The organism is Pseudomonas sp. 22189 (genome assembly GCF_052045635.1).
Taxonomy (GTDB): Bacteria; Pseudomonadota; Gammaproteobacteria; order Pseudomonadales; family Pseudomonadaceae; genus Aquipseudomonas; species Aquipseudomonas parakoreensis.
The window spans coordinates 20556-42457 of record NZ_JBQEPG010000020.1; the positions used below are offsets into that span (position 1 = coordinate 20556).

A 21902-nucleotide genomic window follows, 5' to 3' on the forward strand; every position below is an offset into this window, starting at 1 on the left:
GCGCGGCGGAGAGTCGATCGGACAGTCGCTGCCCTCTATGAAAATTAGAGGGGGGAGGAAAGTCCGGGCTCCATAGGGCGAAGTGCCAGGTAATGCCTGGGAGGCGTGAGCCTACGGAAAGTGCCACAGAAAATAACCGCCTAAGCGCTTCGGCGCCGGTAAGGGTGAAAAGGTGCGGTAAGAGCGCACCGCACGTCTGGCAACAGTTCGTGGCTAGGTAAACCCCACTTGGAGCAAGACCAAATAGGGTCCCAAGGCGTGGCCCGCGCTGGGACCGGGTAGGTTGCTAAAGATGTCCAGTGATGGCCATCGTAGACGAATGACTGTTCAAGACAGAACCCGGCTTACAGATCGACTCTCCACCTTTTTCTTTCCCTGCTTGAATCAATGGCATCAGGGCTGGTTATTATCGGCAGGCCTGCGCTAAAGTCCGGCAGCGGCAAATGCAGTAATAGCCATTTCCCACCTTGCTTCAATCAACAGCAGAAGCGCTTTTGTAATATCGAAAAAATCTTACTCTTAACAAATCACTTTAACTTCCGAGCGCAGCTTTCAGTGCTGCATCAAGTTATTGGTCAAAAGTATCCGCCAAATTGTCGTTGCCCCTCCTTTTAAGCTCCTAAATCTCCGTTCTGTAAGGGTTTTCCTTTAATCCGCGCCTTGACGGTGTGGTGGGCGCATTCCTATAGTGTGCGCAAGTGGCGGAAAGTGGCATGAAGTGGGTTTTTTGAGCTCAAAACGATAAAAATTGGAGAAACGCTGACGTGTTTCGCGGAGCTAACGCTATCAGTCTCGATGCTAAGGGCCGTCTCGCCATGCCGAGCCGGTACCGTGACGAGCTCGTTTCGCGTAGTTCCGGCCAGTTGATCGTGACCATTGATGCCGTTGATCCGTGCCTGTGTGTCTACCCGCTCGACGAGTGGGAAATCATTGAAACCAAGTTGCGTGCACTCCCTTCGCTTCGCGAAGAGAACCGTCGCCTGCAGCGTTTATTGATTGGTAATGCCGTCGACCTCGAGCTCGACGGCAGTGGTCGTTTTCTGGTTCCACCGCGTCTGCGCGAATACGCCAAGCTTGATAAGAAAGCGATGCTGGTGGGCCAACTGAACAAGTTCCAATTGTGGGACGAGGATGCATGGAACGCGGTATCTGCCGCTGACCTTGCTGCTATTCAACAACCGGGCGCCATGCCTGACGAACTGCGTGATTTGATCCTGTGACTATTGATAGCGGCTTTAACCACATCACCGTACTGCTTGACGAAGCCGTCGAGGCTCTCGCCGTACGCCCTGATGGCTGCTATCTGGACGGTACGTTCGGGCGCGGCGGGCATAGTCGGCTGATCCTCAGCCAGCTCGGGCCGGACGGCCGACTGATCGGATTCGACAAGGATCCTCAAGCGATTGCCACCGGGCAAACGCTAGCGGCCGAAGACGGCCGCTTTGTCGTTGTGCAGCGCAGCTTTGCCGAGCTGGGCTCGGTGGTTGCCGAGCAAGGTCTGAGCGGCAAGGTCAGCGGCATCCTGCTCGATCTCGGCGTGTCGTCGCCGCAACTGGATGACGCCGAGCGCGGCTTCAGTTTCCTCAACGACGGCCCGCTGGACATGCGCATGGATCCGTCCCGTGGCATCAGCGCCGCCGAGTTCGTCAACACCGCGCCCGTGGAAGAAATCGCCCGGGTGTTCAAGGAATACGGCGAAGAACGTTTCTCCGGGCGCATGGCCCGTGCCGTGGCCGAGCGCCGCGACATCAAGCCGTTCGAGCGCACCGCCGATCTGGCCGAAGTCTTGAAAGTCGCCAACCCGGCGTGGGAGAAGGGCAAGAACCCGGCGACCCGTGCGTTCCAGGGTTTGCGTATTCACGTCAACAACGAACTGGGCGATCTGGAAGCCGGCCTTGAAGCCGCACTGGATGCTCTGGAAGTCGGTGGCCGTCTGGTGGTCATCAGCTTCCACTCGCTGGAAGACCGCATCGTCAAACTGTTCATGCGCAAACTGGTGAAAGGCGAAGCCGACAACCTGCCGCGCAACCTGCCTGTGCGCCACGTGGCGTTCGAACCGAAAATCAAAATCCATGGCAAAGCGCAGACGGCCTCCGACGCCGAGCTCAAAGCCAACCCACGTTCCCGTAGCGCTGTCATGCGTGTCGCGGAGAAGTTGCGGTGAGCAAGCTTTTCGCCAAGCCCCTGCCGGGCGGCAGCTTTATCATGCTGCTGCTGTTTGTCGGCGTGCTCGTGTCGGCCATCGGCGTGTCTTACAGCGCGCACTGGAACCGGCAGTTGCTTAACACCCTTTACAACGAACTCAGCGTGCGCGACAAGGCGCAGGCCGAGTGGGGGCGTCTGATTCTCGAGCAAAGCACCTGGACAGCGCACAGCCGCATCGAAGTGCTGGCCACTGAACAATTGAAAATGCACATTCCGGGCGCGGCTGACGTGAAGATGGTGGCGCCATGATGAAACTCGAAGGCGCACTCTTCCCGTGGCGCTTCCGCCTGATGGTGGCTCTGCTCGGCGTGATGGTCGCGGCGATCTGCTGGCGCATCATCGACCTGCAAGTGGTTGACCGTGACTTCCTCAAGGGGCAGGGCGACGCGCGCAGTCTCCGTCACATCCCGATTCCTGCTCACCGTGGTCTGATCACCGACCGTAATGGCGAGCCGTTGGCCGTGAGTACCCCGGTGACGACGCTGTGGGCCAACGCCAAGGAAATGCAGACGGCCAAAGAGAAGTGGCCGGCACTGGCCGCGGCGCTGGGGCAGGATCCTAAAGCCCTGGCCGAGCGTCTCGAAGCTCAGGCCAACAAAGAATTCATTTACCTGGTGCGCGGGCTGACCCCCGAGCAGGGCCAGGCTGTGCTCGACCTGAAAGTGCCGGGCGTTTACGGCATCGAAGAATTCCGCCGCTTCTACCCGGCCGGTGAAGTCACCGCGCACATGGTCGGCTTTACCGACATTGACGATCACGGGCGTGAAGGCGTCGAGCTGGCCTACGACGAGTGGCTGGCCGGGGTGCCGGGCAAGCGGCAGGTCATCAAGGATCGGCGCGGTCGGCTGATCAAGGATGTCCAGGTCACCAAGAACGCCAAGGCCGGCAAGCCCTTGGCGTTGTCGATTGACCTGCGTCTGCAATACCTGGCGAACCGCGAGCTGCGCAACGCGATCATCGAGAACGGCGCCAAGGCTGGCAGCCTGGTGATCATGGACGTGAAGACCGGCGAGATCCTCGCCATGGTCAACCAGCCGACCTATAACCCGAACAACCGTCGCAACCTGCAGCCGGCGATGATGCGTAACCGCGCGATGATCGACGTGTTCGAGCCGGGTTCGACCATGAAAGCGATCTCGATGAGTGCCGCGATCGAATCCGGGCGCTGGAAACCGACCGACACCGTCGAGGTGTATCCGGGCTCGCTGCAGATCGGCAAGTACACGATCAAGGACGTTTCGAAGACCGAAGGCCCGGTGCTGGACATGACCGGCATTCTGATCAATTCCAGTAACGTCGGCATGAGTAAGGTCGCGTTCGATATCGGCGGTGAAACCATTTACCGTCTCGCACAGAAAGTCGGCCTCGGCCAGGACACCGGCCTCGGCTTCCCCGGCGAGCGTGTCGGCAACCTGCCGAACTACCGCGACTGGCGCAAAGCCGAAACCGCGACACTGTCTTATGGCTACGGTATTTCCGTGACCGCGATTCAACTGGTGCACGCATTCTCGGCGCTGGCCAACAACGGTCGTCTCGCACCGCTGACGCTGATCAAAACCGACAAGCCGCCGCAGACCACTCAGGTATTGCCGGAAGCGGTCGCGAAAACCATGCAAGGCATGCTGCAGCAAGTGATCGAAGCACCGCGCGGCGTGTTCCGTGCGCAGGTGCCGGCGTATCACGTGGCCGGCAAGTCGGGTACTGCGCGCAAGACTTCGGTGGGCACCAAGGGCTACGCCGAAAACTCCTACCGCTCGCTGTTCGCCGGTTTCGGGCCGATGAGTGATCCGCGTTACGCCATCGTGGTGGTGATCGATGAGCCGTCCAAGGCCGGTTACTTCGGTGGTCTGGTGTCGGCGCCGGTGTTCAGCCGTGTGATGTCCGGCACCCTGCGCCTTATGAACGTGACCCCGGACAACCTGCCGACTACCCAACAGGCCAACGCTACCCCGGTCGTTCCGCTGAAAGCCAATGGAGGGCGCGGCTGATGTCTCTGAGTCTGAACAAGATATTCCCCCACGCCGGCCATGATCTGTTGATCCGTGAATTGGCGCTGGACAGCCGCAACGTACGCGCGGGTGACCTCTTCCTCGCCGTGCCGGGCGGCAAGTTCGATGGCCGTGCGCACATCGCCGATGCCTTGCAGCGCGGCGCGGCGGCAGTTGCTTACGAAGTGGAAGGCGCCACCGTGCTGCCGATCACCGAAGTACCGTTGATTCCGGTCAAAGGCCTGGCGGCGCAGCTGTCCGACATCGCCGGGCGCTTTTATGGCGAGCCGAGCCATCACTTGAACCTGATCGGTGTTACCGGCACCAATGGCAAAACCAGCGTGACCCAACTGGTCGCGCAGGCACTCGATCTGCTTGGTCAGCATTGCGGCATCGTTGGTACGCTGGGTTCCGGCTTCCATGGCGCGCTGGAAAGCGGCCTGCACACCACGCCGAATCCGATCGCCATGCAAGCCACTCTGGCCGACCTGAAAAAGGCCGGGGCCAAAGCCGTGGCCATGGAAGTGTCGTCCCACGGTCTGGATCAGGGCCGGGTCACTGCATTGGCGTTCGACGTCGCGGTGATGACCAACCTGTCCCGCGACCACCTGGATTATCACGGCACCATGCAGGCGTACGCCGAGGCCAAGGCCAAGCTGTTCGCCTGGAATGACCTGAAGTGCCGCGTGGTCAACCTCGACGACGATTTCGGTCGGCAGTTGGCCGGCGAAAAACGCGAGTCGCGTTTGATCAGTTACAGCCTGCTCGACAGCAGCGCCTATTTGTATGTCCGCGAAGCGCAGTTCGATGACCACGGCGTGCGCGCCACGCTGGTCACGCCGCAGGGCGAGCATCACCTGCGCAGCACGCTGCTCGGTCGTTTCAACCTGAGCAACGTACTGGCGGCAGTCGGCGCCTTGCTCGGTCTGGATTACGCCCTAGACGAAATTCTCAAGGTGCTGCCGAAACTCGAAGGCCCGGCCGGACGTATGCAGCGTCTGGGTGGCGGCACTCAGCCGCTGGTGGTGGTCGATTACGCGCACACCCCGGATGCGCTGGAAAAAGTTCTGACTGCATTGCGCCCACACGTCAAAGGCCAGTTGCTGTGCCTGTTCGGCTGTGGCGGTGATCGTGATCGCGGCAAGCGTCCACTGATGGCCGAAGTGGTCGAGCGTCTGGCCGATCGCGTACTGGTCACCGATGACAACCCGCGCACCGAAGACCCGGCGCAGATTTTCGATGACATCCGCGCCGGTTTCACTGCTGTGGATAAAGTCACCTTTGTCGCCGGCCGTGGTCAGGCGATTGCCCAGCTGATCGCTGCTGCATCGGCCGATGACGTGATCGTGCTGGCCGGCAAAGGCCACGAGGACTATCAGGAAATCAACGGCGAGCGGCACGCTTTCTCCGATCTGGTCGAGGCCGATCATGCCCTCACCGCGTGGGAGGTGGCCCATGCTTAAGGCCCTGACATTGAGCGAACTGACCAACGTGCTCGACGCACGTCTGATCAGCAGCGATGCCAGTTTCGATGGCGTCAGCATCGATAGCCGTGCGATCACCGCTGGCCAACTGTTTATTGCCCTGACCGGCCCACGTTTCGATGGTCACGACTATCTGAACGACGTCGCCGGCAAAGGCGCGGTCGCGGCACTGGTCGAGCGCGAAGTCGCCGACAGCACCCTGCCGCAACTGCTGGTCAAGGACACCCGTCAGGCCCTCGGCCAGTTGGGTGCACTGAACCGTGCCGCGTTCACCCAGCCCGTTGCGGCCATCACTGGCTCCAGCGGCAAGACCACGGTCAAGGAAATGCTCGCGAGCATCCTGCGTACCCGCGGGCCGGTGCTGGCGACTCGCGGCAATCTGAACAACGATCTCGGCGCACCGCTGACCCTGCTCGAACTGGCGCCGGAACACACTGCCGCCGTGATCGAACTGGGCGCCTCGCGTCTGGGCGAAATCGCCTACACCGTCGGGCTGACCAAGCCGCACGTGGCGATCCTCAACAACGCTGGCACTGCCCATGTTGGCGAGTTCGGCGGGCCGGAAAAAATCGTCGAGGCCAAGGGCGAGATCATCGACGGTCTGGCGGCGGATGGTATTGCCGTGCTGAACCTCGACGACAAGGCCTTCGGAATCTGGAAACTCCGCGCCGGCGCACGCAAGGTGCTGACCTTCTCCCTGAGCAATCCGCAGGCAGATTTCTACGCCAGCGACCTGAGCACCGATGCCCGGGGTTGCCCGGCCTTCAACCTGCATACCCCTGAAGGTGTGGAGCACGTTCAGCTGAACCTGCTCGGCAGCCATAACGTTGCCAACGCCATGGCTGCCGCCGCTGCCGCTCACGCCCTGGGCGTGTCGCTGTTCGGCATTGCCACCGGGCTTGGCGCGGTACAACCGGTCAAGGGTCGCACCGTCGCGCAACTGGCGAAGAACGGCATGCGCGTGATCGATGACACTTACAACGCAAACCCCACCTCCATGTGCGCTGCCGTTGATATACTCGCCGGCTTTTCCGGCCGCACCGTCCTGGTGCTCGGAGATATCGGCGAGTTGGGCGACTGGGCGGAGCAGGGGCACCGCGACGTGGGCGAATACGCCCGGGGCAAGGTTTCCGCGCTTTACGCGGTCGGGCCGAACATGGTCCACGCCGTGAACGCATTCGGCCAAGAGGCGCATCACTTCGGCACGCAAGCCGAACTGATCCAGGCCCTCGACGCCGAGCAGGACACAAACACCACCATTTTGATCAAGGGTTCGCGCAGTGCAGCGATGGAAAACATCGTTGCGGCTCTGTGCGGGTCCAGTCTGGAGAAACATTAATGCTGCTGCTGCTAGCGGAGTATCTGCAACAGTTCTACAAAGGCTTCGCGGTCTTCCAGTACCTGACCCTGCGCGGGATCCTCGGTGTGCTGACCGCGCTGGTTTTGTCGCTGTGCTATGGCCCGTGGATGATCCGCACCCTGCAGAACCGTCAGATCGGCCAGTCCGTTCGTAACGACGGCCCGCAATCGCACCTGTCCAAGTCGGGTACGCCGACCATGGGCGGCGCGCTGATTCTGTCTTCCATCGGTGTCAGCACCCTGTTGTGGGCTGACCTGAGCAACCGCTACGTCTGGGTCGTGCTGCTGGTGACTTTGCTGTTCGGCGCCATTGGCTGGGTCGACGACTACCGCAAAGTGATCGAGAAGAACTCCCGTGGCTTGCCAAGCCGCTGGAAATATTTCTGGCAGTCGGTCTTTGGCCTGGGCGCAGCGATCTTCCTTTATATGACCGCCACCACGCCTGTGGAGACCACGCTGATCCTGCCGATGCTCAAGGACTACAGCATTCCGCTGGGCGCCGGTTTCATCGTGCTGACCTACTTCGTGATCGTCGGTTCGAGCAACGCGGTCAACCTGACCGACGGCCTCGACGGTCTGGCGATCATGCCAACCGTGATGGTCGGCGGCGGTCTGGGCATCTTCTGCTACCTGTCGGGTAACGTGAAATTCGCTGAATACCTGCTGATCCCTTATGTGCCGGGCGCGGGCGAACTGATCGTGTTCTGCGGCGCACTGATCGGTGCCGGTCTGGGCTTCCTCTGGTTCAACACCTATCCGGCGCAAGTGTTCATGGGCGACGTCGGTGCTCTGGCACTGGGCGCGGCACTGGGCACCATCGCAGTGATCGTCCGTCAGGAAATCGTCCTGTTCATCATGGGCGGCGTGTTCGTGATGGAAACCCTGTCGGTGGTTATCCAGGTTGCCTCTTTCAAGCTGACCGGGCGCCGTGTGTTCCGCATGGCACCGATTCACCACCACTTTGAACTCAAGGGCTGGCCCGAGCCACGCGTGATCGTCCGTTTCTGGATCATCACTGTGATTCTCGTGCTGATCGGCCTTGCCACCCTGAAGCTGAGGTAGAACGAGTGTCTCTGATCGCTTCTGACCACTTCCGCATCGTTGTCGGCCTCGGCAAGAGCGGCATGTCCCTGGTTCGCTTCCTGGCGAACCGGGGCGTGTCGTTTGCCGTCGCCGATACGCGGGACAATCCACCGGAACTGGCCACGCTCAAGCGTGACTATCCGCACGTGGAAGTGCGTTGTGGCGAGCTGGACGTCGAATTCCTGTGCCGTGCCGACGAGCTCTACGTGAGCCCCGGCCTGGCGCTGGCGACCCCGGCCCTGCAAGCCGCTGCCGCCCGTGGCGTGAAAATGTCCGGCGATATCGAGCTGTTCGCGCGTAACGCGCGGGCGCCGATCGTGGCCATCACCGGTTCCAACGCGAAAAGTACCGTCACCACCCTGGTCGGCGAGATGGCGGCTGCGGCCGGCAAACGCGTCGCGGTGGGCGGCAACCTCGGCACGCCGGCGCTGGACCTGCTCAGCGACGACGTCGAGCTGTACGTGATGGAGCTGTCGAGCTTCCAGCTGGAAACCACCGACCAGCTAAACGCTGAAGTGGCCACCGTGCTCAACATCAGCGAAGACCACATGGACCGCTACAGCGGCCTGCCGGCCTATCACCTGGCCAAGCACCGGATCTTCCGTGGCGCGAAGCAGTTCGTGGTCAACCGTCAGGACGCGCTCAGCCGTCCGCTGATCGGCGAGGGCCAGCCGTGCTGGACCTTCGGCCTGAACAAACCCGATTTCAAGGCTTTTGGCCTGCGCGAAGAAGACGGCGAGAAATACCTGGCCTTCGAATTCCAGAACCTGATGCCAGTGCGCGAACTGAAAGTGCGCGGTGCGCATAACCAGGCCAATGCCCTCGCGGCACTGGCACTGGGGCATGCGGTCGGGCTGCCGTTCGACGCCATGCTGTCGGCCCTGCGCAATTTCGCCGGTCTCGAACACCGCTGCCAGTGGGTGCGTGATCTCGACGGCGTCGGTTACTACAACGATTCCAAGGCCACCAACGTCGGCGCCGCGCTGGCCGCCATCGAAGGCCTCGGTGCGGACATCGACGGCAAGGTCGTGCTGATCGCCGGTGGCGACGGCAAGGGTGCCGAGTTCAACGACTTGCGCGATCCGGTGGCGGCCAACTGCCGCGCCGTGATCCTGATGGGCCGCGACTCCGACAAGATCGGCGCAGCCATCGGTGACGCCGTGCCGCTGATCCGCGCCGGTTCGCTGGTCGAAGCCGTCGCGCAATGCCGCGGGGTCGCCCAAACGGGTGACGTGGTGCTGCTGTCGCCGGCCTGCGCCAGTTTCGACATGTTCAAGAATTACGAAGACCGTGGTCACCAGTTCGTCCGCGCCGTGGAGGATCTGGCATGAGCCTGCGCAATATCATCAAGCCGTACCCGTCGCCGATCATTACCGGCCGTGGCATCGACCTCGATTTTCCGATGCTCGCCGGCTGCCTGGCGCTGCTGGGCCTGGGCCTGATCATGATTGCCTCGGCCTCCACCGAAGTGGCGGCTGCGCAGTCGGGCAGCGCGCTGTATTACATGATTCGCCACCTGATCTACGTGGCGCTGGGCCTGGGTGCCTGCATCATCACCATGATGATTCCGATCGCCACTTGGCAGCGTCTGGGCTGGATGATGCTGATCGGTGCATTCGGTCTGCTGGTGATGGTGATCGTCCCCGGGATCGGCCGTGAAGTGAACGGTTCGATGCGCTGGATCGGTTTCAGCTTCTTCAACGTACAGCCGTCGGAGATCGCCAAAGTCTTCGTGGTGATCTACCTCGCCGGTTATCTGGTGCGTCGGCAGAAAGAAGTGCGCGAGAGCTGGATGGGCTTCTTCAAGCCGTTCATCGTGCTGCTGCCGATGGCGGGCCTGTTGCTGATGGAGCCGGACTTCGGTGCCACCGTGGTAATGATGGGGGCTGCGGCGGCGATGCTGTTCCTTGGCGGGGTCGGGCTGTTCCGCTTCTCGCTGATGGTGGTGCTGGCAGTCGGAGCCGTGGTGTTGCTGATCCAGATGCAGCCTTATCGAATGGCGCGTCTGACCAACTTCGCTGACCCATGGGCCGACCAGTTCGGTGCCGGTTATCAGTTGTCGCAGGCATTGATCGCTTTCGGTCGCGGTGAGTGGCTGGGCGTTGGCCTGGGCAACAGCGTGCAGAAACAGTTCTACCTGCCTGAAGCGCACACCGACTTCGTGTTCTCGGTACTGGCCGAAGAGCTGGGCGCCGTCGGTTCGCTGTGCACCGTCGCGCTGTTCGTCTTCGTGTGTATTCGCGGCATGTATATCGGTTTGTGGGCCGAGAAGGCCAAGCAATTCTTCGCCGCTTACGTGGCTTACGGTCTGTCGTTCCTGTGGATCGGTCAGTTCCTGATCAACATCGGCGTGAACGTCGGTCTGTTGCCGACCAAGGGCCTGACGCTGCCGTTCCTCAGTTATGGCGGCAGTTCCCTGGTGATCTGCTGCGCCTGCCTTGGTCTGTTGCTGAGGATCGAGTGGGAGAGTCGGACCCACCTGGGCAGTGAAGAGATGGAATTCCATGAGAGCGACTTCGCCGAGGAGCCGAATCATGGGCGCTAACGTATTGATCATGGCTGGCGGCACCGGCGGCCACGTGTTCCCGGCGCTGTCCTGTGCCCGCGAATTCCAGGCACGCGGTTACACCGTGCACTGGCTCGGCACGCCACGCGGGATCGAAAACGATCTGGTACCGGCTGCAGGTCTGGAACTGCACCGCATCAATGCCACCGGGTTGCGTGGCAAGGGCAAGCTGTCGCTGCTCAAGGCGCCGTTCATGTTGCTCAAGTCGGTGTGGCAGGCGCGGGCGGTGATTCGCAAGCTGCGTCCAGTCTGCGTGGTCGGCTTCGGTGGTTATGTGACCGGGCCTGGCGGGATTGCCGCGAAACTGGCCGGTGTGCCGGTGATCGTTCACGAACAGAACGCCGTGGCCGGCACCGCCAATCGGTTGCTGGTGCCGTTCGCCGCCCGGGTGTGTGAAGCGTTCCCCGACACCTTTACTCTGTCGGACAGCCGCCGTACCACCGGAAACCCGGTGCGCAGCGAGCTGTTCCTCGAAACATCGCGACCGGCTCTGGCCGGGCGCAAAGCGCGTTTGCTGATCCTCGGCGGAAGCCTGGGCGCAGAACCGTTGAACAAGTTGCTGCCTGAAGCCCTGGCGCAAGTCCCTGCCGATTTGCGTCCGGACGTGTTTCATCAGGCTGGCAAAAACCACGATGAAGTGACTGCAGAGCGCTATCGCGCCGCCGGCGTGGATGCGCAGGTGCAGCCGTTCATCAAAGACATGGCCCAGGCCTATGGCTGGGCTGACCTGGTGGTGTGCCGCGCTGGCGCGCTGACCATCAGTGAGCTGGCCGCCGTTGGTCTGCCCTCGATGCTGGTGCCCTTGCCCCACGCGATCGACGATCACCAGACCCGCAACGCCGATTATTTGGCCCGTGAAGGCGCTGCCTTCGTGATGCCGCAAAGAACGACTGGTGCCGCGGAGCTTGCCGCGCGCCTGACAGAGGTCTTGATGCAACCGCAACGACTCGAAGAAATGGCCCAAGCGGCCCGCCGTCTGGCCAAACCCGATGCCACCCGTAGCGTGGTCGATACCTGCCTGGAGGTGGCCCATGGTTGAGAATCAGAAAGCCATGCCACAACCGGAAATGCGCCGCATCCGTCGCATCCACTTCGTCGGTATCGGCGGCGTGGGCATGTGCGGCATCGCTGAAGTGTTGTTGAACCTGGGCTATGAAGTGTCCGGTTCCGACCTGAAAGCGTCGCCGGTGACCGAGCGTCTGGAATCGTTCGGCGCGCACATCTATATCGGCCACCGTGCCGAGAACGCTGCCACCGCCGACGTACTGGTGGTCTCCAGCGCTGTGAACACTTCCAACCCGGAAGTGGCGACTGCCCTTGAGCGTCGTATCCCGGTGGTGCCGCGTGCCGAGATGCTCGCCGAGCTGATGCGCTACCGCCACGGCATCGCCGTCGCCGGTACGCATGGCAAAACCACCACCACCAGCCTGATCGCTTCGGTGTTCGCGGCCGGTGGCCTGGATCCGACCTTCGTCATCGGTGGCCGTCTGAACGCGGCGGGTACCAATGCCCAGCTCGGCACCAGCCGCTATCTGATCGCCGAAGCCGACGAAAGCGATGCGAGCTTCCTGCACCTGCAACCGCTGGTGGCGGTGGTTACCAACATCGACGCCGACCACATGGCGACCTACGACGGTGACTTCAACAAACTGAAGAAAACCTTCGTCGAGTTCCTGCACAACCTGCCGTTCTACGGTCTGGCCGTGATGTGCCTGGACGATCCGGTGGTGCGTGAAATCCTGCCGCTGGTCAAGCGTCCGACCGTGACCTACGGCTTCAGCGAAGACGCCGACGTGCGCGCGATCAATGTGCGCCAGCAGGGCATGCAGACCTTCTTCACCGTGCTGCGTCCTGACCGCGAGCCGCTGGATGTTTCCGTGAACATGCCGGGCAACCACAACGTGCTCAACTCGCTGGCGACCATCTGCATCGCTACCGACGAAGGCGTCAGTGATGAAGCTATCGTTCAGGGCCTGTCCGGGTTCCAGGGCGTTGGACGACGCTTCCAGGTCTACGGCGAACTGCCGGTGGACGGCGGCAACGTGATGCTGGTCGACGACTATGGTCATCACCCGACCGAAGTCGCGGCGGTGATCAAAGCCGTGCGCGGTGGCTGGCCGGAGCGCCGTCTGGTGATGGTCTACCAGCCACATCGTTACAGCCGCACCCGCGACCTGTACGACGATTTCGTCAATGTACTGGCCGATGCCAACGTGCTGCTGCTGATGGAAGTCTATCCGGCCGGCGAAGAGCCGATCCCAGGCGCGGACAGCCGCAAGTTGTGCAACAGCATCCGTCAGCGCGGTCAGCTCGACCCGATCTACATCGAGCGCGGTGTCGACCTCGCGCCGCTGGTCAAGCCGCTGCTGCGTGCCGGTGACATCCTGCTGTGCCAGGGCGCCGGGGATATCGGCGGTCTCGCGCCGAAGCTGTTGAAAAGTGAATTGTTCGCCGGCGCCGTGGCGGCGTCGGTCGAGGGGAAGTTGAAATGACTGCTGCCTACGCCAACCTGTTCTCCACCATCGCGCCGAAAGACTTCGGCCGGGTCGCCGTGCTGTTCGGTGGCATGAGTGCCGAGCGTGAGGTTTCGCTGAAGTCCGGTAACGCTGTGCTCGACGCGCTGCAAAGCGCGGGTGTGGACGCGTTCGGGATCGACGTCGGCGAGGATTTTCTGCAGCGTCTGCTGAGCGAAAAGATCGACCGTGCGTTCATCATTCTCCACGGCCGTGGCGGTGAAGACGGCTCCATGCAGGGCCTGCTCGAATGCGCCGGCATTCCCTACACCGGCAGCGGCATCCTCGCCTCGGCACTGGCGATGGACAAACTGCGCACCAAGCAGGTCTGGCACAGCCTCGGGATTCCGACGCCGCGTCACGCCGTGCTGTGCAGCGAAGCCGACTGTATTTCCGCGGCGACGGAACTGGGCTTCCCTTTGATCGTCAAACCGGCGCATGAAGGTTCAAGTATCGGGATGGCCAAAGTGAGTTCTGCGTCCGAGTTGATCGACGCATGGAAAGCGGCCAGTACCTACGATTCGCAAGTCTTGGTTGAACAATGGATTCAAGGTCCGGAGTTCACCATCGCCACCCTGCGTGACCAGGTGTTGCCTCCTATCGCCCTGGGTACACCGCACACGTTCTACGACTACGACGCCAAGTACATCGCCAACGATACCCAGTACCGCATTCCGTGCGGGCTGGATGCCGCCAAGGAACAGGAACTCATGGATCTCACGGCCAAGGCCTGTGAGGCGCTGGGTATTGCCGGTTGGGGCAGGGCGGACGTGATGCAGGACGCCGACGGGCAGTTCTGGTTCCTGGAAGTGAACACCGCACCGGGCATGACCGATCACAGCCTGGTGCCGATGGCGGCCCGTGCTGCCGGTCTGGACTTCCAGCAACTGGTTCTGGCCATTCTGGCCGCCAGTGTTGAAGGCTCCGGTCATACAGAGGCGCGAGGTTAAGACCATGCAAGGCGCTCAGCTCAGACATCAGCCACCCGCACCCGGCCGCAAGCCGGTGCCGCGGGGTGCCAGCCGAATGGTGGCCAAAGAGCCGATGTCTGCGCGCCTGCCGAAAGCCAATTTCGGCTTTCTGAAAAGCCTGTTCTGGCCAGTGCTGCTGGTGGCGTTGGGGTTCGGTACCTACGAAGGCGCGCAGCGTTTGCTGCCGTATGCCGACCGGCCGATCACCAAGATCGCCGTGCAGGGCGACCTGAGCTACATCAGCCAGCAAGCGGTGCAGCAGCGAATCGCCCCGTACGTGGCGTCGAGCTTTTTCACCATTGATCTGGCCGGCATGCGCACCGAGCTTGAACAGATGCCGTGGATCGCCCACGCCGAAGTACGCCGGGTGTGGCCGGACCAGGTGGTGATCCGCCTCGAAGAGCAGCTGCCGGTGGCCCGTTGGGGCGACGAGTCGCTGCTGAACAACCAGGGCCAGGCGTTCACGCCGAAGGAACTGGCGAACTACGAACACCTGCCACAGCTGTTCGGCCCACAACGGGCCCAGCAGCAGGTGATGCAGCAGTATCAGGTGCTGAGCCAGATGCTCCGGCCGCTGGGCTTCTCGATCGCGCGCCTGGAACTGCGTGAACGTGGCAGCTGGTTCCTGACCACCGGTGCCGGCAGCTCCGGCCCCGGCATCGAGTTGCTGCTGGGACGCGGCAACCTGGTGGAAAAGATGCGCCGCTTCATTGCCATCTATGACAAGACGCTTAAAGACCAGATTACGAACATTGCGCGCATCGATCTGCGCTACGCCAACGGCCTCGCTGTTGGCTGGCGGGAACCAGTAGCGCCGACGACAGCCCAACCCGCTGTCGCAAAGAATTAAGAAGAGGCAGGACCCATGGCAAACGTGCAAAGCGGCAAAATGATCGTCGGTCTGGATATCGGCACCTCCAAGGTGGTGGCGCTGGTAGGCGAGGTCGCGGACGACGGCACGCTGGAAATCGTCGGTATCGGTACTCACCCGTCCCGCGGCCTGAAGAAGGGCGTGGTGGTGAACATCGAGTCGACCGTGCAATCGATCCAGCGCGCGATCGAAGAAGCCCAACTGATGGCGGGCTGCCGCATTCACTCGGCGTTCGTCGGCGTGGCCGGCAATCACATCCGCAGCCTGAACTCCCACGGCATCGTGGCGATTCGTGACCGCGAAGTGAGCTCGGCTGACCTGGAGCGTGTACTTGACGCTGCCCAGGCCGTGGCGATCCCGGCTGACCAGCGCGTGCTGCACACCCTGCCGCAGGATTACGTGATCGATAACCAGGAAGGCGTCCGCGAGCCTCTGGGCATGTCCGGCGTGCGTCTGGAAGCCAAGGTTCACGTGGTCACCTGCGCCGTCAACGCCGCACAGAACATTGAAAAGTGCGTGCGTCGCTGCGGTCTGGAAATCGACGACATCATTCTCGAGCAACTGGCCTCGGCCTACTCGGTACTGACCGACGACGAAAAAGAGCTGGGCGTGTGCCTGGTCGACATCGGCGGCGGCACCACCGACATCGCGATCTTCACCGAAGGCGCGATCCGCCATACCGCGGTGATCCCGATTGCCGGTGATCAGGTGACCAACGACATCGCCATGGCGTTGCGCACCCCGACCCAGTACGCCGAAGAGATCAAGATCCGCTACGCCTGTGCCCTGGCCAAACTGGCCGGTGCCGGTGAAACCATCAAGGTGCCAAGCGTTGGCGACCGTCCACCGCGCGAACTGTCGCGTCAGGCCCTGGCCGAAGTGGTCGAGCCGCGTTACGACGAACTGTTCACCCTGATCCAGGCCGAACTGCGTCGCAGCGGCTACGAAGACCTGATCCCGGCGGGCATCGTCCTGACCGGCGGTACCTCGAAGATGGAAGGCGCCACCGAGCTGGCCGAAGAAATCTTCCACATGCCGGTGCGCCTTGGCGTGCCGCATGGCGTGAAGGGCCTGGATGACGTGGTGCGCAACCCGATTTATTCCACTGGCGTGGGCTTGTTGATGTACGGCCTGCAGAAGCAGTCCGACGGGATCTCGTTCTCGGGCATCGGCAGCCGCGACAGCTACAGCAACGATGAGCCACAGGCGCCGTTGCTGGACCGATTGAAGAAGTGGGTTCAAGGCAACTTCTAAAGCTTTACCGCAACACCGCTACAAAAATGCAGTAGGCGAAAAAACTAGAGAATGTAAGGAGAGGGAAAATGTTCGAACTCGTAGACAACATCCCCGCAAGCCCGGTAATCAAAGTTATCGGTGTTGGCGGTGGCGGCGGCAACGCTGTCAACCACATGGTCAAGAGCAACATCGAAGGCGTTGAATTCATCTGCGCCAACACTGATGCTCAAGCGCTGAAAAACATCGGCGCGCGCACCATTCTGCAACTGGGCACCGGTGTGACCAAAGGCCTGGGCGCCGGCGCCAACCCGGAAGTCGGCCGTCAGGCTGCGCTGGAAGATCGCGAGCGCATCGCTGAAGTGCTGGCCGGCACCAACATGGTGTTCATCACCACTGGCATGGGCGGCGGTACCGGTACCGGTGCTGCACCGATCATCGCCGAAGTGGCCAAGGAAATGGGCATCCTGACCGTTGCGGTCGTGACCCGTCCGTTCCCGTTCGAAGGCCGCAAGCGTATGCAGATCGCCGACGAAGGCATCCGCATGCTCTCCGAAAGCGTCGACTCGTTGATCACTATCCCCAACGAGAAGCTGCTGACCATCCTCGGTAAAGACGCCAGCCTGCTGTCGGCTTTCGCCAAGGCTGACGACGTACTGGCCGGTGCCGTGCGCGGTATCTCCGACATCATCAAGCGTCCGGGCATGATCAACGTCGACTTCGCCGACGTGCGTACCGTGATGAGCGAAATGGGCATGGCGATGATGGGCACTGGCTGCGCCAGCGGTCCGAACCGTGCACGTGAAGCGACCGAAGCGGCCATCCGCAACCCGCTGCTGGAAGACGTGAACCTGCAAGGCGCACGCGGCATTCTGGTGAACATCACCGCCGGTCCTGACCTGTCCCTGGGTGAGTACTCCGACGTGGGTAGCATCATCGAAGCCTTCGCTTCCGAGCACGCAATGGTCAAGGTCGGTACCGTGATCGATCCGGACATGCGCGACGAACTGCACGTTACTGTGGTTGCCACCGGTCTGGGCGCGAAAATCGAGAAGCCTGTGAAGGTCATCGACAACACCGTTCACACCTCCATGGCTGCCGCTCAGGTTCAACAACCGGCTCCTGCGCGTCAGGAAGCTCCGGCGGTGAACTACCGTGACCTGGACCGTCCGACCGTCATGCGCAACCAGGCTCAGGCCGGTGCTGCGACTGCCGCGAAGATGAACCCGCAGGACGATCTGGATTACCTGGACATCCCGGCATTCCTGCGTCGTCAGGCCGATTGATGGAATGTATCAGGGCTATGACGGTGATTGGTGTTCAGCAAAGGCTCGGTCTGCTATTATCGCCAGCCTTTGTTGATACCAGTTCGCAATTTGCGCTGAAGCGGCCCAAGCCATGATTAAACAACGCACACTGAAAAATATTATCCGTGCCACAGGTGTAGGCCTGCATTCCGGGGAGAAGGTCTACCTGACCCTCAAGCCTGCGCCTGTCGACACTGGCATTGTGTTTTGTCGCGCTGACCTCGACCCTGTGGTGCAGATTCCTGCCCGCGCGGAAAACGTCGGTGAAACCACTATGTCGACGACGCTGATCAATGGCGACGTCAAAGTGGACACGGTAGAGCACTTGCTCTCGGCCATGGCTGGCCTGGGCATCGATAACGCCTACGTCGAGCTCTCCGCGTCCGAAGTCCCGATCATGGATGGCAGCGCTGGACCGTTCGTATTCCTGATTCAATCGGCTGGCCTGGAAGAGCAGGACGCCGCCAAGAAATTCATCCGCATCCTGCGTGAAGTGACAGTGGAAGACGGCGACAAGCGCGCCACTTTCGTCCCTTTCGAAGGGTTCAAGGTGAGCTTCGAGATCGATTTCGATCACCCGGTTTTCCGGGACCGCACCCAAAGTGCAAGCGTGGATTTTTCCAGCACTTCGTTCGTAAAAGAAGTCAGCCGCGCGCGTACTTTCGGTTTCATGAGTGACATCGAGTACCTGCGCAAGCACAACCTCGCACTCGGCGGCAGCGTTGAAAACGCGATCGTTGTGGATTCCGATGGTGTACTGAACGAAGACGGTCTTCGCTACGAAGACGAATTCGTGAAGCACAAGATCCTCGATGCGATTGGCGACCTGTACCTGCTGGGCAACAGCCTGATTGGTGAGTTCAAAGGCTTCAAGTCCGGTCATGCACTGAACAACCAGCTGCTGCGCAAGCTGATTGAGCAGACAGATGCGTGGGAAGTCGTGACGTTCGAAGACGCCAGCACTGCACCGATCTCTTACATGCGCCCGGTTGCGGCGGTGTAAGTAAAAAACCTCTCTAGTTTTTTGAAGGCCATCCTCGGATGGCCTTTTTTTATGCCTTTATTCAAAGCAAAAGATCACAGCCTTCGGCAGTTCCTACAGGGAAAGTTAGTCCAACTGTAGGAGCTGCCGAAGGCTGCGATCTTTTGATCTTACGAACTGACTACGCGATTGCGACCGCTCTCCTTGGCCTGATACAGCGCCTTGTCCGCCGCAAACAGCAGTTGCTCCAGCGACATCTCGACCGTTGCCGTCCAGGTGCTGATACCGATACTGACGGTCATCGCCACGTCCGCGCCCTCGACCCTCGGCATCTGCTCCACCGCCTGACGAATGTGTTCAGCGATTTGCCGGGCACCGCTGCTGTCGGTCTCGGCGAGGATCACCGAGAACTCTTCACCACCGTAACGGGCGACCAGATCACCCGGTCGTCGCACGTTCGCGGTGATAACCCTGGCCAGTTCGCGCAGCGCCTGATCACCGGCCTGATGCCCGTGACGGTCGTTGAACGCCTTGAAGTGGTCGGCATCGATCATCATCACCGACAGCGGCTTGCCCGAACGCTGGGCGCGGAACCATTCGTGGCGCAGCGACTGATCGAGCATCCGCCGGTTGGCCACGCCGGTCAGCGCATCGGTGGCAGCCAGTTGCGCCAGCTCGCGTTCGGCGCGCTGGCGCAAACGCAGCTCGCGGGCGAGCAGCCAGGTCAGCCACAGCAGCCCGGCACACAGCACGCCGGTGGCGCCACTGATCAACAGCGCCGTGCGCCGCCAAGTGCCGAACACCTCATCACTGGAGAGCGCGACCATCACCGTCAGCGGCAAGTTGCCGACCCGCGAATAGGTGTAGAGCCGTTGCTGGTGGTCCATGCTCGAAGTGCTGGTGAAACTGCCGCTGCCATTCTTGTCGCCGAGAATCCGCACCACGTTGGGTCGGTTGCCGAAGCTCTTGCCGATGGAGTCGCTTTGCAGATGCGGCTTCTGCGCCAGTAGCACGCCGTCGCTGTTGATGATGTTCAGCGTGCTGTCTTTGCCGATGTCGAGGCTGTTGAACAACTGATCGAAGTAGTCGAGTTTCATCGACGCCACCGCCACGCCGGCGAACTCACCGGTGTCCGAGGAGATCCGCCGACTGAAGCTGATGCGCCACTGATTGGCGTCGTCGCAATCGCAGCGAGTCTTGAATGGGCGGCTGATGAACATGCCGGTATCGCGGTTGAAGGCGTGGGCGAGAAAGTAATCACGATCGGCAAAGTTGCCCGGTTTGGGTTCGATCCGCGATGAGTCGGCAACCACATCGCCATGCTTGTCCAGCAGGAGAATGTCGCCCTTGAAACGCGCGGTGGTCGAACGGTCGAACAGTGCCAGATGGCGAATCTGCGGGGTGACGTCGCGCAAGTCATCGCGCTGGGCGGCGGCGATCAGGCCTTGCAGGGTCAGGTCGTACAACTCGACCGTGCGCAGGACGTCGGCGTCGATCAACTGGGCGATGGTGGTGGCACTGCGGGTGGCCGCTTCCTGAGCGTTGGCGTGCTCACGAATCAGCAGAAAAGTGACGATGCACAGAATCGCGATCACGGTCAGGGAACTGCCGCAGATCAGCAGCAATTCGGGGCGTCCGGGCTTGCCCGCCAGAGGTGGGGTACGGCTCGCGATCATGATGGGGGCTGTCGGTTGGGGTAAGACTTATAAGAGTAGTTGCACAAACACTGCGGGGGATAACACTAAAACAGATCTACTGTGGGGAGGGGATTTATCCCCGATGGACTGCGAAGCGGCCCCAAAAAAAGGGTCTGCTGCGCAGCCCATCGGGGATAAATCCCCTCGCCACAAAATCTATTTCAGTCAAAAAAAGTGTCAGTTGTAACTGACCTAGAGGTGATCTTAGAAGACGTTGATCGGGTAGTCGACAATCACCCGGTATTCATCGGTGTCGGTATCGATCGCGCCGTAGCCGTTGCCGCCACGGTTGGTTGCCCATTGCAGGCGCACCGCGAGATCTTTCGCCTGGCCGCTCTGCACCACGTATTTCAGATCGAGGTCGCGTTCCCAGTGCTTGGCGTTGCGACCGGCGGCGCTGTACCACGAGGCATAGCCTTTGCTGTCCGGATCGACCTTGGTCAGGTCCACGGTGCCACGCGAATAGGAAATTGCCGACGTCAGACCCGGCAGACCGAGACCGGCGAAGTCGTAGGCGTACTTGAGCTTCCACGAGCGCTCGTTGGGGCCGTTGAAGTCCGAGTACTGTTGCGAGTTGTCGAGGTAAACGCTGTCGCCCTGGCTGATGTAGTCGAACGGCGTGTTGCCGTTCACGCGCTGGTACGCAGCGGTGACGCTGTGGCTGCCGATGCCGACGGTGAAATGCAGGCTGTAGGTGTTGTTGTCGATGTTGCCCAGCAGCGCGTCGCCGGTGTCCTGCGTGTGATAGAAGTGCAGGCCCGGGTTGAGGCTGACCAGATCGGTCAACTGCCAGGTGTAATCCAGGTCGTAGTAGTACTGGTTCCAGATGTCCTTCAGCTCGGCGGCGTACAGATTGCTGGTCAGGCCTTCGACGCCGCTCCAGGACACGCCGGCCCAGTTCAGGTGACGGCTTTCGTCGCCCTCGGCGAGTTTGCCGTAGGACGTGCCGATGCGCTGGCGACCGCTCTGATTGTACGGCTTGGTAAAACTGGCCTGACCACCTTCGAACATCCAGCCGTCGAAGCTGTGGTTGGTCAGGCTCACGCCACGAAAGGTCTGCGGCAGCATGCGCGAATCACCGCCGGCAATCACCGGGTTGGTGAGGAACAGGTCACCGGTCTTCAGCTCGGTATCGAACGCGCGCATCTTCAACGTGCCGCCCGCAGTCGAGAACGAGCCCGGCGCTTTGCCGTTGCCATCGCTAATCGGCAGGATGCTCGAACCATCGGTACCGCCACCGCCGTCGAGCTTCAGCCCGAGCATGGCGTGGGCATCGATGCCGAAGCCGACCGTGCCTTCGGTGTAACCCGACTGGAAAATCCCGAGAAAACCCTGGCCCCACTCGATGTTGTCGTCCGTCTGCTGCAGACGGTTGCGATTCATGTAGTAGTTGCGGGCGTTGAGGTTGAGGCTCGAGCCTTCGATGAAGCCTTGTTTGGCGGCTTCGTCGGCTTGGGCTGTGGGGGCAATCGTTGCGGCAATTGCAATGAACAGCGGGGTGAAACTGACTGGGTAACGCACTTGCGACGGAGCTCCTTGGGTCAACTGACACTTCAATGTCTTGAGGTGCGGGATATTTCTTGTTGTTACAGACGAACCAAACGGCTTTCAGACCACAACGAAAAAAGGCCGCTGAAAGGCAG

18 protein-coding genes and 1 other RNA gene are annotated in these 21902 nt (G+C 61.3%); 17 read left to right on the forward strand and 2 right to left on the reverse strand.

The window, feature by feature from the left end; translation table 11 throughout:
- The first annotated feature begins 9 nt into the window (after nucleotides 1–9).
- The 17 genes from rnpB (at nucleotide 10) to lpxC (ending at nucleotide 18583) form a co-directional block, all read left to right on the forward strand.
- An RNA gene (gene rnpB, locus ACTJKS_RS20300) (RNase P RNA component class A) lies at nucleotides 10–363 on the forward strand.
- Between the two features lie 401 nt (nucleotides 364–764).
- Nucleotides 765–1220 carry a division/cell wall cluster transcriptional repressor MraZ gene (gene mraZ, locus ACTJKS_RS20305; RefSeq protein WP_003228026.1) on the forward strand — a complete coding sequence of 152 codons (456 nt, stop codon included), beginning with the start codon at nucleotides 765–767 and terminating at the stop codon, nucleotides 1218–1220.
- Nucleotides 1217–2164 (forward strand): 16S rRNA (cytosine(1402)-N(4))-methyltransferase RsmH, encoded by a 948-nt coding sequence (gene rsmH / locus ACTJKS_RS20310; RefSeq protein WP_041073160.1) that lies wholly within the window; start codon nucleotides 1217–1219, stop codon nucleotides 2162–2164. The genes mraZ and rsmH overlap by 4 nt, the downstream gene beginning before the upstream one ends.
- Nucleotides 2161–2454, forward strand: a complete 294-nt coding sequence (gene ftsL, locus ACTJKS_RS20315; RefSeq protein ID WP_041073157.1) for a cell division protein FtsL — start codon at nucleotides 2161–2163, stop codon at nucleotides 2452–2454. Before rsmH ends, ftsL begins: the two co-directional genes overlap by 4 nt.
- Nucleotides 2454–4193, forward strand: a complete 1740-nt coding sequence (locus ACTJKS_RS20320) for a peptidoglycan D,D-transpeptidase FtsI family protein (RefSeq protein WP_174376919.1) — start codon at nucleotides 2454–2456, stop codon at nucleotides 4191–4193. Before ftsL ends, ACTJKS_RS20320 begins: the two co-directional genes overlap by 1 nt.
- Entirely contained in the window at nucleotides 4193–5656 is a 1464-nt protein-coding gene (locus tag ACTJKS_RS20325; RefSeq protein WP_047296423.1) for a UDP-N-acetylmuramoyl-L-alanyl-D-glutamate--2,6-diaminopimelate ligase, read from the forward strand. Before ACTJKS_RS20320 ends, ACTJKS_RS20325 begins: the two co-directional genes overlap by 1 nt.
- Nucleotides 5649–7016, forward strand: a complete 1368-nt coding sequence (locus ACTJKS_RS20330; RefSeq protein ID WP_198759084.1) for a UDP-N-acetylmuramoyl-tripeptide--D-alanyl-D-alanine ligase — start codon at nucleotides 5649–5651, stop codon at nucleotides 7014–7016. Before ACTJKS_RS20325 ends, ACTJKS_RS20330 begins: the two co-directional genes overlap by 8 nt.
- Nucleotides 7016–8098, forward strand: coding sequence for a phospho-N-acetylmuramoyl-pentapeptide-transferase (mraY, locus tag ACTJKS_RS20335; RefSeq protein WP_025109289.1), 1083 nt, complete (start codon nucleotides 7016–7018; stop codon nucleotides 8096–8098). Before ACTJKS_RS20330 ends, mraY begins: the two co-directional genes overlap by 1 nt.
- Nucleotides 8099–8103: 5 nt before the next feature.
- Nucleotides 8104–9450 carry a UDP-N-acetylmuramoyl-L-alanine--D-glutamate ligase gene (gene murD / locus ACTJKS_RS20340; protein ID WP_108183747.1) on the forward strand — a complete coding sequence of 449 codons (1347 nt, stop codon included), beginning with the start codon at nucleotides 8104–8106 and terminating at the stop codon, nucleotides 9448–9450.
- Nucleotides 9447–10664, forward strand: coding sequence for a putative lipid II flippase FtsW (gene ftsW, locus ACTJKS_RS20345; protein ID WP_003228018.1), 1218 nt, complete (start codon nucleotides 9447–9449; stop codon nucleotides 10662–10664). Before murD ends, ftsW begins: the two co-directional genes overlap by 4 nt.
- Nucleotides 10654–11724 (forward strand): undecaprenyldiphospho-muramoylpentapeptide beta-N-acetylglucosaminyltransferase, encoded by a 1071-nt coding sequence (gene murG / locus ACTJKS_RS20350; RefSeq protein WP_108183746.1) that lies wholly within the window; start codon nucleotides 10654–10656, stop codon nucleotides 11722–11724. The genes ftsW and murG overlap by 11 nt, the downstream gene beginning before the upstream one ends.
- Entirely contained in the window at nucleotides 11717–13177 is a 1461-nt protein-coding gene (gene murC / locus ACTJKS_RS20355; protein WP_007961634.1) for a UDP-N-acetylmuramate--L-alanine ligase, read from the forward strand. The genes murG and murC overlap by 8 nt, the downstream gene beginning before the upstream one ends.
- A complete protein-coding gene (locus ACTJKS_RS20360; protein ID WP_041073145.1) occupies nucleotides 13174–14148 on the forward strand; it encodes a D-alanine--D-alanine ligase in 975 nt (324 codons plus the stop codon). The genes murC and ACTJKS_RS20360 overlap by 4 nt, the downstream gene beginning before the upstream one ends.
- Nucleotides 14149–14152: 4 nt before the next feature.
- The gene (locus tag ACTJKS_RS20365; protein WP_041073143.1) at nucleotides 14153–15019 is read left to right on the forward strand and encodes a cell division protein FtsQ/DivIB; all 867 of its coding nucleotides are present in this window, start codon (nucleotides 14153–14155) and stop codon (nucleotides 15017–15019) included.
- Nucleotides 15020–15034: 15 nt separating this feature from the next.
- Entirely contained in the window at nucleotides 15035–16294 is a 1260-nt protein-coding gene (gene ftsA, locus ACTJKS_RS20370) for a cell division protein FtsA (protein WP_003228014.1), read from the forward strand.
- A gap of 68 nt (nucleotides 16295–16362) precedes the next feature.
- On the forward strand, nucleotides 16363–17559 hold the full coding sequence (gene ftsZ, locus ACTJKS_RS20375) for a cell division protein FtsZ (protein WP_025109282.1): 1197 nt from the start codon (nucleotides 16363–16365) through the stop codon (nucleotides 17557–17559).
- A 112-nt stretch (nucleotides 17560–17671) separates the two neighbouring features.
- On the forward strand, nucleotides 17672–18583 hold the full coding sequence (lpxC, locus tag ACTJKS_RS20380; protein WP_007961638.1) for a UDP-3-O-acyl-N-acetylglucosamine deacetylase: 912 nt from the start codon (nucleotides 17672–17674) through the stop codon (nucleotides 18581–18583).
- Nucleotides 18584–18732: 149 nt separating this feature from the next.
- Here lpxC and ACTJKS_RS20385 read toward each other — a convergent pair whose 3' ends face one another.
- Nucleotides 18733–20238: a sensor domain-containing diguanylate cyclase gene (locus ACTJKS_RS20385; RefSeq protein WP_108183745.1), complete on the reverse strand. Its 1506-nt coding sequence runs from the start codon at nucleotides 20236–20238 to the stop codon at nucleotides 18733–18735.
- Between the two features lie 225 nt (nucleotides 20239–20463).
- On the reverse strand, nucleotides 20464–21780 hold the full coding sequence (locus ACTJKS_RS20390; RefSeq protein ID WP_108183744.1) for an OprD family porin: 1317 nt from the start codon (nucleotides 21778–21780) through the stop codon (nucleotides 20464–20466).
- Between the last annotated feature and the right edge of the window lie 122 nt (nucleotides 21781–21902).